This is a genomic window from Streptomyces mobaraensis, from assembly GCF_020099395.1.
Taxonomy (GTDB): domain Bacteria; phylum Actinomycetota; class Actinomycetes; order Streptomycetales; family Streptomycetaceae; genus Streptomyces.
Genome location: NZ_CP083590.1, coordinates 5,831,901 through 5,846,436 on the forward strand (window position 1 = coordinate 5,831,901; position 14,536 = coordinate 5,846,436).

Sequence of the window (14,536 nt, forward strand, 5' to 3'; positions counted from 1 at the left end):
GGAAACGGTGAAAGGGCGGGACCGGGGCACACCTCACCCCGCCACCGCACACGTCACCCGCCCGGAAACCCTCTTCGGAACGAGCAGAACAGCCCCGCCGCCGGCGGCAAGCAATGCCGCCGCCTCCGCGACGGACGGCGTACCGACCGCCGCGTCGGCGACGGCAGAGGGATGGGGAACGGGGACGCGAGCCAACTCGGCGGCGCCGTAGGCCCGAATCGGGACGCCAAGGCGAGCCGCCGCCGCCACGACCCCCGGCTCGGCAGCCCGCGCGGCGACCGTGGCGAGGGCGACGGGCCGGACGCCGGCCGGCAGGCAGCGGGCGATGAGGGCCAGTACCTCGTCCGCCGACGCCCCCGGCCGGGCGCCCAGCCCCACGTACACCGGTTCAGACACCGGCACGCGCCGCCGCCACCAGCCGCTCCGCGACCCCCGGCGCCCCCGCCCAGTGCACGTGCAGGTACGACGCGTGGACGCCACCCGCCGCGTACCCCTCGACGCGCCGTTCTGGGGCCGTGAAGCCCCAGGCGGGGGCCGGGCCCGCGCCCGGTTCGACGACGGTGCGGTGGAACTCGTGGCCGCGCACCCGGGTGCCCGCCGCCGCCAGGGGGTTGTCCGCGAGGGCGACGGCCTCGCGGTAGCCCAGGGTGAGCCGGGGCGACATCCGGGCCTCGGCGGGCAGGACCCCGCACATGGGCCGGCCGTCCAGGGAGCGGGACAGGTACAGCAGGCCCGCGCACTCCGCCGTCACCGGGGCGCCCGTGGCCGCGAGGGACGAGACGGCGGCGCGCAGCGGCTCGTTGGCGGACAGCTCGGGTGCGTACATCTCCGGGAAGCCGCCGCCGATCACCAGGCCGGCCGTGCCCGCCGGCAGCTTCTCGTCCCGGAGCGGGTCGAAGGGGACGACGTCCGCGCCGGCCGCCGTCAGCAGCTCCGTGTGCTCCGCGTACGAGAAGGTGAACGCCGGGCCGCCGGCGACGGCGATCACCGGGCGGGGACCCGCCGCCGCGGGGACCCCCGGCGACCACGCCGGGCCCGGCACCGGTGGCGCGCTCCGCGCCAGCGCCAGCAGCGCGTCCAGGTCGCACCCTTCCCGTACCCGCGCCGCCTGCGCGGCCACCGCGTCCAGCGCTTCCGCGCGTCGCTCGGCCACCGGGACGAGGCCCAGGTGCCGGCTGGGCGTGTCGACGTCGGCGGCCCGGCGCAGCGCGCCCAGGACCGGGACGCCGGCGCCGCCCAACGCGTCGCGGAGCAGGGCCTCGTGGCGGTCGGAGCCGACCTTGTTGAGGATGACGCCCGCGACGCGCACCTCCGGGTCCCAGGAGGCGAAGCCGTGGACGAGCGCCGCCACCGAACGCGACTGCGACGACGCGTCCACGACCAGCACCACCGGCGCCCGCAGCAGCTTCGCCACGTGCGCCGTCGACGCCAGCTCGCCCCGGCCGCTCGCGCCGTCGAACAGGCCCATCACGCCCTCGATGACGGCCAGTTGGGCGCCCGCCGCGCCGTGCAGGAACAGCGGGGCGATCCGCTCCGGGCCGCACAGGAACGCGTCGAGGTTGCGGCCCGGGCGGCCGGTCGCCAGCGCGTGGTAGCCCGGGTCGATGTAGTCCGGGCCGACCTTGTGCGGCGACACGGCCAGTCCCGCGTCGGCGAACGCCCGCATCAGGCCGGTGGCGACCGTCGTCTTGCCGGTGCCGGACGCGGGGGCCGCGATGACCAGGCGTGGAACGGAGTGTGCGGAGGTCACCACTCGATGCCCCGCTGGCCCTTCTGGCCGGTGTCCATGGGGTGCTTGACCTTCGACATGTCGGTGACCAGGTCCGCGAAGTCCACCAGTTCCCGCGGCGCGTTACGGCCGGTGATCACCACGTGCTGCGTCCCGGGGCGGTCCTTGAGGACCGAGATCACCTCGTCCGTGTCGATCCACCCCCAGTGCAGCGGGTACGCGAACTCGTCGAGCACGTACAGCTTGTAGCGCTCGTCGGCCAGGTCGCGCTTGACCTGCTCCCAGCCCTCGCGCGCCTTCTCCTCGTTGCTCTGTTCCCCGTCCTTGGGGTCGCGCTGGATCCAGCTCCACCCCTCGCCCATCTTGTGCCAGTCGACGCTCCCGCCCTCGCCGGAGGCGCCCAGCACGCGCAGCGCGTTCTCCTCGCCGACCTTCCACTTCGCCGACTTCACAAACTGGAACACCCCGATCGGCCAGCCCTGGTTCCAGGCCCGCAGCGCGAGCCCGAACGCGGCCGTCGACTTGCCCTTGCCGACGCCGGTGTGGACGAAGACGAGCGGCCGGTTGCGGCGCTGGCGTGTGGTGAGACCGTCGTCCGGAACGACGGTCGGCTGTCCCTTGGGCATTACGCGGCTCCCCTGGTCGTGGCGGTGGTGGTGCGGACGGTACGGACGAGCGCGGTGACGGTGTCCGCCCGGAGTTCGTCGAGCGTGACGACCGGTGCCCGCAAAGACTGCCCCAACTCGGCCGCCAGGCCCAGACGGACCGGCCCGGCCTCGCAGTCGACGACGACGGACGCGATGCCCTCGGCCGCCAGCAGGCCCGCCGCCCTCGACGCCCTGACCAGCGGTTCCGGGCCGCCCGTCGCCCGGCCGTCGGTGACCACGACCAGCAGCGGACGGCGCGACGGATCGCGCAGCCGCTCCACCCGCAGCACCTCGCGCGCCCGCAGCAGCCCGTCGGCCAGCGGCGTCCGGCCGCCCGTCGGCAGCTTCTCCAGCCGGGCCGCGCCCGCGTCCACCGAGGAGGTGGGCGGCAGTGCCAGGTCCGCGCCGGAACCCCGGAAGGTGATCATCCCGATCTTGTCGCGGCGCTGGTAGGCGTCCAGGAGGAGGGAGAGGACGGCGCCCTTGACCGCGCTCATGCGCTTCCGGGCCGCCATCGAGCCCGAGGCGTCGACGACGAAGAGGACCAGGTTGCCCTCGCGCCCCTCGCGCACCGCCTCGCGCAGGTCGTCCCGGCGGACGACCAGGCCGCGTCCCGCCCGGCCGCGCGCGTGCTGGTGCGGGGCGGCGGCCTGGAGCGTCGCGGCCAGATGCAGCCGGGTCAGCGTCCCGCGCGGGCGGCGGGAGCCGGTCGTCCGGCCGTGCGCGGTACGGGCCCGGGAGCGGCGGCCGGCCGCGCCCTCGCCGAGGCCGGGCACGTCGAACTTGCGGGTGCGGAAGGGTTCGGCGGCGGCGACGGGAGCGGCCTCCCGGCCGTCGTCGCCGCCCTGGGGCGCCGAACTCTCCTGCGGGGAGGGGGAGTCGGCGGCGGGCTGCTCGCGCTGGGGCGGGAGGTCGGCGGCGGGGTCGGTCCCGGCGTCGGTCGTGGTGTCGGTCCCGGTGGTCTCCTGAGGCGGCACACCGTCGCCCGGTCCGTCGTCCTCCGGTCCGCCGTCGCCGCCGGGGCCGTCGTCGTCCGGGCCCTGCGGGCCGTCGCCCTCGGGCTCGTCCTCGCCTTCGTCCTCCTCCTCGAACTGCCGGAGGATCTCGTCGAGTTTGTCCTCGTCGAGGCCGGGCGCGTCGAAGGGGTTGCGGCGCCGGCGGTGGGGGAGGGCGAGCAGGGCGGCCTGCCGGACGTCCTCGGTGACGACGTCCGTACGCCCGGCCCAGGCGGCGAGGGCGGACGCGGTGCGGGCCGTCACGATGTCGGCGCGCATGCCGTCCACCTCGAAGCCGGCGCACACCGCGGCGATCCGGCGCAGGGCGCCGTCCCCGAGCCGCACGCTCGGCAGCAGGGCGCGCGCGGCGGCGATGCGCTCCCGCAACGCGTCCTCCTCCGCCGCCCACTTGGCGGCGAACGCGGCCGGATCCTCGTCGAACGCGAGCCGCCGGCGGACGACCTCGACGCGCTCGTCGGTCTCGCGGGAGGCGGCGACCTCGACGGTCAGGCCGAACCGGTCGAGGAGCTGGGGGCGGAGCTCGCCCTCCTCGGGGTTCATGGTGCCGACGAGGAGGAAGCGGCTGGCGTGGCGGACGGAGACGCCTTCGCGCTCGATATGGGCGGCGCCCGTCGCGGCCGCGTCGAGCAGCGAGTCGACGAGGTGGTCGCCCAGGAGGTTGACCTCGTCGACGTACAGCACACCCCGGTGCGCGGCGGCCAGCAGGCCGGGCTCGAACGCCTTCACGCCGTCGGAGAGCGCGCGCTCGATGTCGAGCGACCCGACGAGACGGTCCTCCGAGGCGCCCACGGGCAGTTCGACCATGCGGGCGGGGCGGACGAAACGGGTCCCGTCCTCGTGCGGACCGTCCGGGCACGAGGCGTCCGGGGCGGCCGGGTCGCAGCCGAAACGGCAGTCGGTGTGGGTCTCGACCTGGGGGAGGAGGGTGGAGAGGGCGCGGACGGTCGTGGTCTTGGCCGTGCCCTTCTCACCGCGCACGAGCACGCCGCCGACGGCCGGTGAGACCGCGTTGAGGAGCAGCGCCAGCCGCAGGCTGTCCATGCCGACGATGGCGGCGAAGGGGTACGGAGTGCTCATGCGGTGATCGCTCCTTCGGAGGGTGTCGCTGGACGGGGCGGGGGGAGGGGGATGCCCCGGCCCCTCCCCCAGAGGGGGGACCCCCATGGCACCGTTTCTTCGGGGGCTGCGCCCCCGGGCCCCGGGGCGGGGAGCCGGGCTGCGCTCCCGGCTTCCGCGTCGGAGGGGCGGATGGGGCCTCCGGCTTCCGTGTCCGGGTGGCGGGCGGTGTCCTTCGCCTCCGCGCCGGGGTGGCGGGGCGCGATCCCGGCCCCCGCGTCGGGGTTACGGGCGGAGCCCCTGGCCCCCGCGTCGGCGTTACGGGCGGAGTCCTCGGTCCCCGCGTCGGGGTCACGGTCGGCGCCCCCGGCCTCCGCCCCGGGCTCGTGGGCGGAGCCCTCCGCCCACGCCGCGCGGGTGGGTTCCGCCGCCGGCGCCCCCGGCGGGATGAACGGCAGCCCCGCCGGCACCCCGTCCTCGATCAGGCGCAACAGCGCCTCCGTGTCGGCGTGTTCCTCGATGAGGTCGCCCAGGCGGTCGAGTTGTTCCTCGCGGAGGGCGGCGAACGACGTGTCCGGGGCGGGGACGAAGCGGCGGCCCGCCTGACCGGCCACGCGGCGGAGGAACGCGCGGCGGAAGCCGTCGCTCTCCAGGGAGCCGTGCCAGTGGGTGCCCCAGACCGCGCCGACGCGGCAGCCGTCGAGGAACTCCTCGTCGCCGCCGGTCACTTCGGCGACGCCGTGGTGGATCTCGTACCCGTCGACGTGCTCGCCGAGCGCCTTGCCCACCGGGCGGGCGAGGGTCTTCTCGGCCGCGAAGCGGACCCGGACCGGGAGCAGCCCGAGCCCGTCCACGACACCCGCCCGCGACTCGACGTCGTCCTCGATCCGTTCGCCGAGGAGCTGGAAGCCGCCGCAGATGCCGAGGACCGGGCGGCCTTCGGCGGCGCGCCGGGCGAGCGCGTCGGCGAGGCCGCGTTCGCGGAGCCAGGCGAGGGCGCGGACGGTGCCGCGGGTGCCGGGGACGACGACGAGGTCCGCGTCGGCGAGCTCCTCCGGGCGGTCCACGAACCGGACGACGACGCCCGGTTCGGCGGCCAGCGCGTCCACGTCCGTGAAGTTGGACATCAGCGGGATCGCGCAGACCGCGACCCGCAGGACGTCCTCGCCGTGCGGCGGCGCGACGACCGACTCGCGGACCGCGCCGCGCAGCGACACCCGCAGGCCGTCCTCCTCGTCGATGCCGAGGCCGTGCGCGAACGGCAGCACGCCGAACGTCCGGCGGCCGGTGAGGCCGCGCAGCATCTCCAGGCCCGGCTCCAGGAGCGAGACGTCGCCGCGGAACTTGTTGACGACGTAGCCGGCGATCAGCTCCTGGTCCTCGGGGGAGAGGAGCGCGGTCGTCCCGAAGAACGACGCGAAGACGCCGCCGCGGTCGATGTCGCCGACCACCACGACCGGCAGCCGGGCGGCCCGGGCGATACCCATGTTGACGATGTCGGTGCGGCGCAGGTTGATCTCGGCGGGGCTGCCGGCGCCCTCGCAGATCACCGCGTCGTGGGTGCGGCGCAGCTCCGCGAGGCAGTCGGTGACCGTGCCGAACAGCTGCTCCTGGCGGCCGGAGTGATAGCCGCGGGCGCTGAGTTCGCCGACCGGCTTGCCCATCAGGACGACCTGGCTGCTGCGGTCGCCGCCGGGCTTGAGGAGCACCGGGTTCATCAGCGCGGTCGGCTCGACGCGGGCCGCCGCGGCCTGCATGGCCTGGGCGCGGCCGATCTCGGCGCCCTCGCGGGTGACGAACGAGTTCAGCGACATGTTCTGCGCCTTGAAGGGCGCGACTCTGACGCCCTTGCGGACCAGCCAGCGGCAGATGCCGGCCGTGACCACGCTCTTGCCCGCGTCGGAGGTCGTCCCCGCGACCAGCAGGCCCCCGCCCAACTCAGCCACTGTTCCTCCTCGTCATGGATCCCGCTCCGAATCTGCCCACGCGGCGCGCCCGGGAGACCGCCCAGCGGCCGCCGACCGCGACGCCGAGCGCCAGCAGCGACACCCGTCGCGACAGCCGCACGGCCCGTTCGATGTCGGCCGCCGCCACCGGGCGGAGCTCCGCGCCCAGGACGGGACGGTGCTCGACGCGGCCCGCGTAGGCGAGGGTGCCGCCGAGGCGGACGCCGAGGGCGCCGGCGAACGCGGCCTCCACCGGGCCGGCGTTGGGGCTCGGATGCCGGGCGGCGTCGCGGCGGGCCACACGCAGGGCGCGGCGCGGGTCCGGGCCGGCGACGACCGCGAGGGCCGCGGTGAGCCGGGCGCCGGGCCAGCCGACGACGTCGTCGAGCCGCGCGGAGGCCCAGCCGAAACGGCGGTAGCGCGGCGACTTGTGGCCCACCATGGCGTCCAGTGTGTTGACGGCGCGGAAGCCGACCAGGCCCGGCACCCCGGCGAACGCGCCCCAGACGAGGGCGCCGACGACCGCGTCGGAGGTGTTCTCGGCGACGGACTCGACGACGGCGCGGGCGATCTGCCGCGCGTCGAGGGACTGCGGGTCGCGCCCGCACAGGTGCGGCAGCCGCTCCCGGGCGACGTCCAGGTCGCCGGCCTCCAGCGCGCCGCCGATGGCCCGGGCCTCCCGGCCGAGCGACGTGCCGCCGAGAACGGCCCAGGTGGCGGCGGCGGTCAGCGCGATGTCGGCCTTGCCCGCCGCGCCGGAGCGGCGCGCGGCGCGGGCCAGCAGGGCGGCGGCGGCCACGGCGCCGCCCGCGCAGACGGCCGTGTGCAGGGCGCCGCGGCCGCGGTGATCGGCCCACAGCCGGCGTTCGACGGCGTGCGCGGCCCGGCCGAAGGCGGCCACGGGGTGGCCCCGGCGGGGATCGGCGGCCACGAGGTCGGCGAGGAAGCCGAGCGCGGCGCCGCACGCGAAACCGACGGGACGTGGCGTACCCGTACGCATCGGCTCAGACCGCCGTCGCGCCTCGGTGGGGTCGGCGGGAGGCGTCGGGTGATCGGCGGCGGCCGCGCATGTTCTGTGTGTCCTCACTCAGGGTCCGCGCCCTGGTTCGACGTGACCGGCGACCCAGAGTCTCCTGGCTTCCGGACCGGCCTCGCGGGTGGGCGGGACGTCCGGTGACAGTGGCGGGACCGCGCCGGATTCTCACCGGCTTCCTCTGTGTGTCGCCGTTTGGCCTCGGCAGTCCACCACGGCCCGCGAGCGGGCGTCAACTCGCGGTGGGTGGCCCCTGACCCGCCCTTTCACCGTTTCTTGCGGGGGCCGGCCCCCTCACCCCCGAAACCGCGCTCCGCGCGGTTGTCCTCAAATGCCGGACGGGCTGAAGTGCGAGCCCGGGGGCGCAGTATTCAGCCTGTCCGGCGTTTGAGGACGAGCGGCGAAGCCGCGAAAGGGGGGTCTGGGGCGCAGCACCAGGAAACGGCGAAGGGGCGGGACAGGGGCAACTCCCCCGGCCCGCCCCCATGCGTCACGCGTCAGGCGACGATCAGATAGATCCCGTACCCGACAGCCGCCGCGCACACGGCGAACGCCGCATAAGCGCCCGTCCGCGCCACCGCGGAAGCGGACCGGCCGTCCCGCGACGGCGACGTCCCCACGATCCCGAGCGTGAAGGCCCCCACCAGCCCCACCGTCATCACGAGACTGACGCCGAAGACCTGCCCGAGAGCTGCCCAGTCGATGTTCATGCGAAGGTCCTCAGCTGGTCACGGCCACGGCCGGGGCGGCCGGGGCGGGGGTGGGCTCGGGGGCGGCGGCCACCGGACCCGCCGGCGGCGGGGCGACGGCCTGGAGGGCGGCGGTGACGACGCCGACCGGCTCGGCCGGAACGGCGGACTCCGGCTCACGGACGCTGTCCGGCGTCACCGGCTTGCGCCGCGACACCCCCCAGATCGCCCCGCTGACCGCCAGACCGAGCACGGCCACCGCGGCCACGCCCCAGTTCCCCTGGTCGGCGAGGAGCGCCGCACCCGCCGCGACCAGACCGGCCGCCGGCAGCGTGAGGCACCAGGCGACGACCATGCGGCCGGCGGTCGACCAGCGGACGACGCCGCCCTTGCGGCCCAGGCCGGCGCCCATGATCGAGCCGGAGCAGACCTGGGTGGTGGAGAGCGCGAAGCCGATGTGCGAGGAGGCGAGGATGACGGTCGCGGCACCGGTCTGGGCGGCGAAGCCCTGCGCCGGGCGGATGTCGGTGAGGCCCTTGCCGAGCGTCTGGATGATGCGCCAGCCGCCGAGGTAGGTGCCGAGCGCGATGGCCAGGCCCGCGGAGACGACGACCCACAGCGGCGGGTCGGAGTGCGGGGCGACGACGCCGCCGGTGACCAGCGCGAGCGTGATCACGCCCATGGTCTTCTGCGCGTCGTTGGTGCCGTGCGCCAGCGAGACGAGGGCGGCGGAGGCGATCTGGCCGGCGCGGTAGCCCTTGGCGGTGTCGGCCTCGTCGCGGTCGCGCGCCAGGCGGTAGGTGAGCTTGGTCGCGGCCCAGGCGGAGACGCCGGCCACGATCGGGGCGGCCACCGCCGGGATGAGGACCTTCATGACGACCTTGTCGCCGTTGACCGCGTCGAAGCCGACGGAGGCCACGGTCGCGCCGATCAGGCCGCCGAAGAGGGCGTGCGAGGAGCTGGAGGGCAGGCCGGCCAGCCAGGTCAGCAGGTTCCAGACGATGGCGCCGACCAGACCGGCGAAGATCACCTCTGGCCGGATTCCGGCGGTCTCGTCGATGATGCCTCCGGAGATCGTCTTGGCGACCTCCACGGAGAGGAACGCGCCGACGAGGTTGAGCACCGCCGACATCGCCACCGCTGCCTTGGGCTTGAGTGCCCCGGTGGAAATGGTGGTGGCCATCGCGTTGGCCGTGTCGTGGAAGCCGTTCGTAAAGTCGAACACCAAGGCCGTGACGATCACGATCCCGATGAGAAGCGTGATGTGTTCCATTCACCCAGGCAATCAGTCCGGTGGTCAGTACGCCGCGACCGTAGGGACTGTGGGTGAACGGAAGGTGAACTGGGGCGGGATCCATGGTGACGCGAACCGGAGGGGGCCATCGATGACGGACCGGACGGATGCCGGGACGATCTCCCGGATCAGGGCGGAAGTGCTGGCCACGGCCCGGAGGACGGTCGCGGACGGCCTGGTCGTGGGCACCTCGGGCAACGTCTCCGCCCGGGTCGGCGACGTGGTCCTCGTCACGCCCAGCGGCGTGCCGTACGACCGGCTCCGGCCGGACGACGTCGTCGCCGTCGGCCTCGACGGCCGCCCGCTCGCGCCCGGCGGCCTCGCGCCCACCAGCGAGCTCCCCCTCCACCTCGCCGTCTACCGGGCCACCGGCGCGACGGCCGTCGTCCATACGCACGCCGTCCACGCCACCGCCGTCTCCACCCTGGTGACGGAGCTGCCGGCGGTCCACTACATGACCGCGGCCCTCGGCGGACCCGTACGGGTCGCCCCTTACGCCCTCTACGGCAGCGACGAGCTCCCCCGCCACGCGCTCACCGCCCTGCACGGCCGCACCGGCTGCCTCCTGCGCAACCACGGCACCCTCACCCACGGGACGAGCCTGGACCAGGCGTACGACCGCACCGCCCAGCTGGAGTGGATGTGCCGCGTCTGGCTCACCGCCTCGGGGGTGCCGGGCCGGACCCCGTCGCTCCTCGACGCCGGGCAGCTCGCGGAGGCGGGGGAGAAGCTGCGGGGGTACGGGCAGGGACGGGGCGACCGAACTCCGTGATCACCCGACCGCCCGTCCACGCCGACTGGCCTCGTCGCACCCCCGTGCGGACACTGGAAGGATGCATCTGGTCCGGACGACGGCGATGACAGCGGCGACCATGATCGGTGCCGGGGCGGCCGCCCTGGCCGTGGGGCGCTACGCGGGTGACGGCCTGCTGAGAAGCGGCCCGGACCGGCCCCTGCCGGGCGAGCCCCGGCTCACCGTACGGGACGCCGACGACGCCACCGTCACCCTGGACCGCACCCCCGCCTCCTGCCGCCCCGGCACCTACGGGCTCACCGGCCGGGGTGTGCGCGCCGTCGTCGGGCCGCCGGTCGCCGACGTCTCGCACCCGCACGACCGCGTCGTCCGCCGGCTCGAACGCATCGTCCAGGGGGACCTCCGGCCCGGCCTCGGGGTCCGGCTCACCCCGCAGATCCACCACGGCGACCCGCGCGAGGCGACGCTCGACTCCGCTCCCGGAGACCTCGAGGACGCCGAGCTCGCCGGCGAAACCGGCCCGCTGCCCGCCTGGTTCCTGCCCGGCGCCCGCGACACCCACGTCGTCACCGCGCACGGGCTCGGCGCCACCCGCGAACACCCCGCGGCCCTGCTGCCGTTCTGGCGCCGGTCGCGGCTCCCCGCGCTCGTCCCCGCCCACCGCGGCGACCCCGGAGCCCCCCGGCCCGCCGACGGCCTCGACCGGCTCGGCGCCGCCGAGTGGCGCGACGTCGTCACCGCCGTCGAGGAGGCCGTCCGGCGCGGGGCCCGGCACGTGGTGCTGCACGGCTGGTCCACCGGCGCCACCGCGGCCCTCCTGGCTGCCGCCGACCCGAAGGTCCGGCCGCACGTCGGCGGACTCGTCCTGGACTCGCCGGTGCTCGACTGGGACGCCGCGCTGCACGCCCTCGCCGCGCGCCGGCTCCCCGCCGCCCTGCGCCCGCTCGCGGTGCACGCCGCCCGCGTGCGGGCCGGACTCGACCAGGGCAGGCTCCGGGCCGCCGCCGACCCCGCCCGGCTGACCGTGCCCGTCCTGATCCAGCACAGTCCGGACGACGCCTTCGCGCCCTGGACGCGCTCCCGGGACCTGGCCGCGCACCGTCCGGATCTGGTCACTTTGCGCACCGTCCGCGACGCCGGCCACGCGGCCCTGTGGAACGCGGACCGGAAGGGCTACGAGGAGTCCCTGAGGCGGTTCCTGACGCCCCTTGTGTAGGCGGTCACCGGTCGCCACCAGGGGGCATGGGTGACTGCATGGTTGATTCCGATTGGGTTTTCGGAGCGTGAACGGCAAGACTGCTCCTGTGACGTCCCGTACTCCGCGCGACTCCCGGCTCAGACTCGTACCCCGGCAGCCGATCGCCGCCGCCCGCAAGGCGGTGGCCGACCGAGGCTCCCGTCCGGCACCCCGGCCGCCCGCCGGCATCCCGGGCCGTCCGGAACTCGCCCGGCAGGCGAGAGCCGGACTGACCGGCGCCGTCCGCCTGGCCCGCTGGGCGGCGGCCGAGTACGCCCGGGGGGCCGGACCCGGCCCCGTAGAGGGAGGGGCGGGCGCCGACGGAACCGCCGAGGCCGGTGTGCTCGGGGCGGCGACCGCCGAGCGGGCCGCCGCCGCCCTGGACCTGACACCCCGCCAGGTGCAGGCCGACTGGGACCGGGCCCGGCTCGCCGGACTGCTCGAACTGCACGGCGGCAGCGCCCGCGCCGGCTGGCGGCTGACCGCCTGGGACCGCGACGACAGCGCCGTGCTGCGCGGCTGGGTCGCCCTGTTCGACGCCTGGTCGCTCGCCCACCCCGAACCGGCCGGCACCGACCCGACCGTGGCCGCCGAGGTCGTCGAGGCGGCCCCCCAACTGCTGTCCGTCATGCACCTGTCGGCCGGGCCCGTGTCCGTCGCCATGCTGCTCGATCTGCTCCGGCAGCGCGTCGCGGAGATCCGCGCCGAGCGCTGCGAGATCCCGTACGACGGTCCCGAACCCGTCCCCGCCCGGGCGTCCGTCCCCGCCCCCCGCACCGGGGGCTGCGAGGACACCGGACCGCTGACCGACCTGCTCGCCTGGGCGCTCGACGGGCTCGCCTCCGTCGGCGCCCTCGTGGTGCGCGGCGGCACCGGGCCGGAGGCCGAGGCCGTGCTCACCCCGCTCGGCAACTGGGCGGTGTGGGTCAAGCTCGAACAGATCTGCGTCGCCGCCCAGAGTCCCGCCGGTAACATCGAACTCTCCGCCGAGGCCATGCTCCGCGGCTGCGCCGACCTCAGCCCCGGCCCGGCCCGCGCCGAGTACCGCGCCTGGCTCGCCGCCCGCCCGGTGCGCAGCGCCGTCGCCGAACTCCTGGAGGCGGCCCGGGGCGACGACGCCCTGGTCCGCGGCCTCGCCTTCGAGGCCCTGCGCGCCGTCGGCGCCCCCGCCGAACCCGCCGTCCGGGCCGTCGTCGACGAGACCATGCTGCGCCCCTACGCCCTGCTGTGGCTCGCCGAGCAGGAGGGGCACGACGCGGAGGAGGCCGCCGAGGTCCTCACCCGCGAGGAGGCGACCTGGCTGTGGGTGGACACGGCGGCGGCCGTCGCCGACCACGGGGAGAGCCGGCTGCTGGTGCGGCACTTGGAGTCGGCGGTGCAGGGGACTGTGCCGGCGTTGTTGGCGGAGGTACGGGCGGTGGGGCATCCGCGCACCGTCCAGGTGCTGGTCGCCCTCGCCGCCGCGCATCCGGATCCGGCTCTGGCGAAGGCGGTGCGCCGGGCGGCGTTCCAGGTGCATCGCGGGGGGTGAGCCCCTGTCCCGCCCCTTCGCCGTTTCCTGGGGGCAAGCCCCCAGACCCCCTTGTCCTCAATCGCCGGACGGGCTGAAATCAGCCCGTCCGGCGTTTGAGGACAGCGCCCGAAGGGCGCTTCGGGGGTGCGGGGGCTCGCCCCCGCAAGAAACGGTGAAAGGGCGGGACCGGGGCACCCCCCCCGGCCTCAGCCGGCCACCTCCGGCCCCGACGGCGCATACGTCCCGAACGTCCAGAGGTTCCCCTCCAGATCCCGCGCCAGATAATCCCGCGCCCCGTACACCTGATCCGCCGGCGGAGCCAGAACCTCCGCCCCCTGCCGCCGAGCCCGCTCGCAGTGCGCATCCACATCGTCCACGACGACGTAGATCCCGGCGGGCCCCGCATCGGCCATCGCCTCGGCGAAGGGCCCGCCCCGCCCGGCGGACCCGATCATCACCATGCCGTTGCCGTGGACGAGCTCCGCGTGCAGCACGGTCCCGTCCTCACTCTCGTACAGCGCGGACCGCACGAAGCCGAACGCCGTGGTCAGCTGGGTGAGGGCCGCCTTGGCGTCGCGGTAGAGGAGGGCCGGGGTGACGGTGGGACGGATGGTGTGGCTGAGGTCGGACATGGCGCTGCTCCTCCGTGTGGGGCCCGGCTACCGGAACGTGTCGCAGGCGGCCACGTTCCCCGTCCGGTACCCGGTGGTGAACCACTGCTGCCGCTGTTCCGCCGAGCCGTGCGTCCAGCTCTCCGGAGTGACCCGGCCCTGGAACTTCTCCTGGATGCGGTCGTCGCCGACCGCCGCCGCGGCCGAGAGACCGTCCTGGACGTCCGTCTGCGTCAGCGGTTTGAGCAGCGGCTTCCCGGTCGACCGCTCGGGTGTGGTGGCCGCGTGGTGGGCCCAGACGCCGGCGTAGCAGTCGGCCTGGAGCTCGACCTTGACCGCGTTGCTGCCGGCGCCGGTCCGGCGGTCCTGGGAGCGGGCGAGCGTGCCGGTGAGGTTCTGGATGTGGTGTCCGTACTCGTGGGCGACGACGTACGCCTCGGCGAACGGCCCGCCGCGGGCGCCGAACTTGCTCGTGAGCTCCTTGAAGAAGTCCAGGTCCAGGTAGACCTCGTGGTCGCCGGGGCAGTAGAACGGGCCGACGGCGGAGGTCGCGGCCCCGCAGGCGGTGTTCGTGCGGCCGGTGAACAGCGTGGTCCGCGCCTGGCTGTAGGCGGTGGAGCGGCGGGCGAACTCCTGGCTCCAGAACGACTGGGCGCTGTTGACGACGCCGACGATCCGGCAGTCCTCGCGGGCGTTGGCGTCCCGGCCCTTGCGGCAGTCCCGCGCCACCTGGGCGTCCGTGCTCGCGGACGGCGTGGTGCCCGGCTCGCCCGAGGACAGGCCCAGCTCCTGCGGGCCGATGCCGAAGAACAGGCCGGCGAGCAGGGCGAGCAGCCCCACGACCCCGCCGCCGACGGTCAGCCCGCCGCCGGGGATCCGGCTGCCCCGCTCGTCCTGCACCTGCGAGGTGTCGAGATCCGCGTCGTCGTCGAACTGCATGCACGACCGCCTCTCCACCCGGGGACCATCACCCCGAGTATCCGGTAATCACCCGCTATGCACCCTTCTGGG

Annotated in this window: 13 protein-coding genes and 1 riboswitch; of the genes, 3 read left to right on the top strand and 10 right to left on the bottom strand. The window is 75.6% G+C overall.

Annotation, left to right across the window (positions count from 1 at the left end; translation table 11 throughout):
* Positions 1 to 33: 33 nt before the first annotated feature.
* The 8 genes from K7I03_RS25755 to K7I03_RS25790 form a co-directional block, all read right to left on the bottom strand.
* On the bottom strand, positions 34 to 396 hold the full coding sequence (locus tag K7I03_RS25755; RefSeq protein WP_224347213.1) for a cobalamin biosynthesis protein: 363 nt from the start codon (positions 394 to 396) through the stop codon (positions 34 to 36).
* A complete protein-coding gene (locus K7I03_RS25760) occupies positions 389 to 1,753 on the bottom strand; it encodes a cobyrinate a,c-diamide synthase (protein WP_185945836.1) in 1,365 nt (454 codons plus the stop codon). Before K7I03_RS25760 ends, K7I03_RS25755 begins: the two co-directional genes overlap by 8 nt.
* A complete protein-coding gene (cobO, locus tag K7I03_RS25765) occupies positions 1,747 to 2,355 on the bottom strand; it encodes a cob(I)yrinic acid a,c-diamide adenosyltransferase (RefSeq protein ID WP_185945835.1) in 609 nt (202 codons plus the stop codon). Before cobO ends, K7I03_RS25760 begins: the two co-directional genes overlap by 7 nt.
* Complete coding sequence (locus K7I03_RS25770) at positions 2,355 to 4,469, bottom strand: putative cobaltochelatase (RefSeq protein ID WP_185945834.1); 2,115 nt, start codon at positions 4,467 to 4,469, stop codon at positions 2,355 to 2,357. The genes cobO and K7I03_RS25770 overlap by 1 nt, the downstream gene beginning before the upstream one ends.
* Entirely contained in the window at positions 4,466 to 6,385 is a 1,920-nt protein-coding gene (locus tag K7I03_RS25775) for a cobyric acid synthase (protein ID WP_221903640.1), read from the bottom strand. Before K7I03_RS25775 ends, K7I03_RS25770 begins: the two co-directional genes overlap by 4 nt.
* Position 6,386: 1 nt before the next feature.
* Positions 6,387 to 7,394, bottom strand: a complete 1,008-nt coding sequence (locus tag K7I03_RS25780; RefSeq protein ID WP_185945832.1) for a cobalamin biosynthesis protein — start codon at positions 7,392 to 7,394, stop codon at positions 6,387 to 6,389.
* A 126-nt stretch (positions 7,395 to 7,520) separates the two neighbouring features.
* Positions 7,521 to 7,609, bottom strand: a riboswitch (cobalamin riboswitch).
* 315 nt (positions 7,610 to 7,924) lie between these two features.
* Positions 7,925 to 8,137: a hypothetical protein gene (locus tag K7I03_RS25785; protein ID WP_185945831.1), complete on the bottom strand. Its 213-nt coding sequence runs from the start codon at positions 8,135 to 8,137 to the stop codon at positions 7,925 to 7,927.
* 10 nt (positions 8,138 to 8,147) lie between these two features.
* Positions 8,148 to 9,389, bottom strand: coding sequence for an inorganic phosphate transporter (locus K7I03_RS25790; protein ID WP_185945830.1), 1,242 nt, complete (start codon positions 9,387 to 9,389; stop codon positions 8,148 to 8,150).
* A 112-nt stretch (positions 9,390 to 9,501) separates the two neighbouring features.
* On the opposite strand from K7I03_RS25790, the gene K7I03_RS25795 reads away from it, so the two are divergent.
* The 3 genes from K7I03_RS25795 to K7I03_RS25805 all read left to right on the top strand — a co-directional run bounded on the left by K7I03_RS25795 (position 9,502) and on the right by K7I03_RS25805 (position 12,932).
* Entirely contained in the window at positions 9,502 to 10,182 is a 681-nt protein-coding gene (locus K7I03_RS25795; RefSeq protein ID WP_185945829.1) for a class II aldolase/adducin family protein, read from the top strand.
* A gap of 61 nt (positions 10,183 to 10,243) precedes the next feature.
* Complete coding sequence (locus tag K7I03_RS25800) at positions 10,244 to 11,380, top strand: alpha/beta hydrolase (RefSeq protein ID WP_224347214.1); 1,137 nt, start codon at positions 10,244 to 10,246, stop codon at positions 11,378 to 11,380.
* Positions 11,381 to 11,468: 88 nt separating this feature from the next.
* On the top strand, positions 11,469 to 12,932 hold the full coding sequence (locus K7I03_RS25805) for a hypothetical protein (RefSeq protein WP_185945828.1): 1,464 nt from the start codon (positions 11,469 to 11,471) through the stop codon (positions 12,930 to 12,932).
* A 188-nt stretch (positions 12,933 to 13,120) separates the two neighbouring features.
* Here K7I03_RS25805 and K7I03_RS25810 read toward each other — a convergent pair whose 3' ends face one another.
* Positions 13,121 to 13,546, bottom strand: a complete 426-nt coding sequence (locus K7I03_RS25810) for a VOC family protein (protein WP_185945827.1) — start codon at positions 13,544 to 13,546, stop codon at positions 13,121 to 13,123.
* A gap of 27 nt (positions 13,547 to 13,573) precedes the next feature.
* Entirely contained in the window at positions 13,574 to 14,464 is an 891-nt protein-coding gene (ypfJ, locus tag K7I03_RS25815) for a KPN_02809 family neutral zinc metallopeptidase (RefSeq protein WP_185945826.1), read from the bottom strand.
* Positions 14,465 to 14,536: the final 72 nt, after the last annotated feature.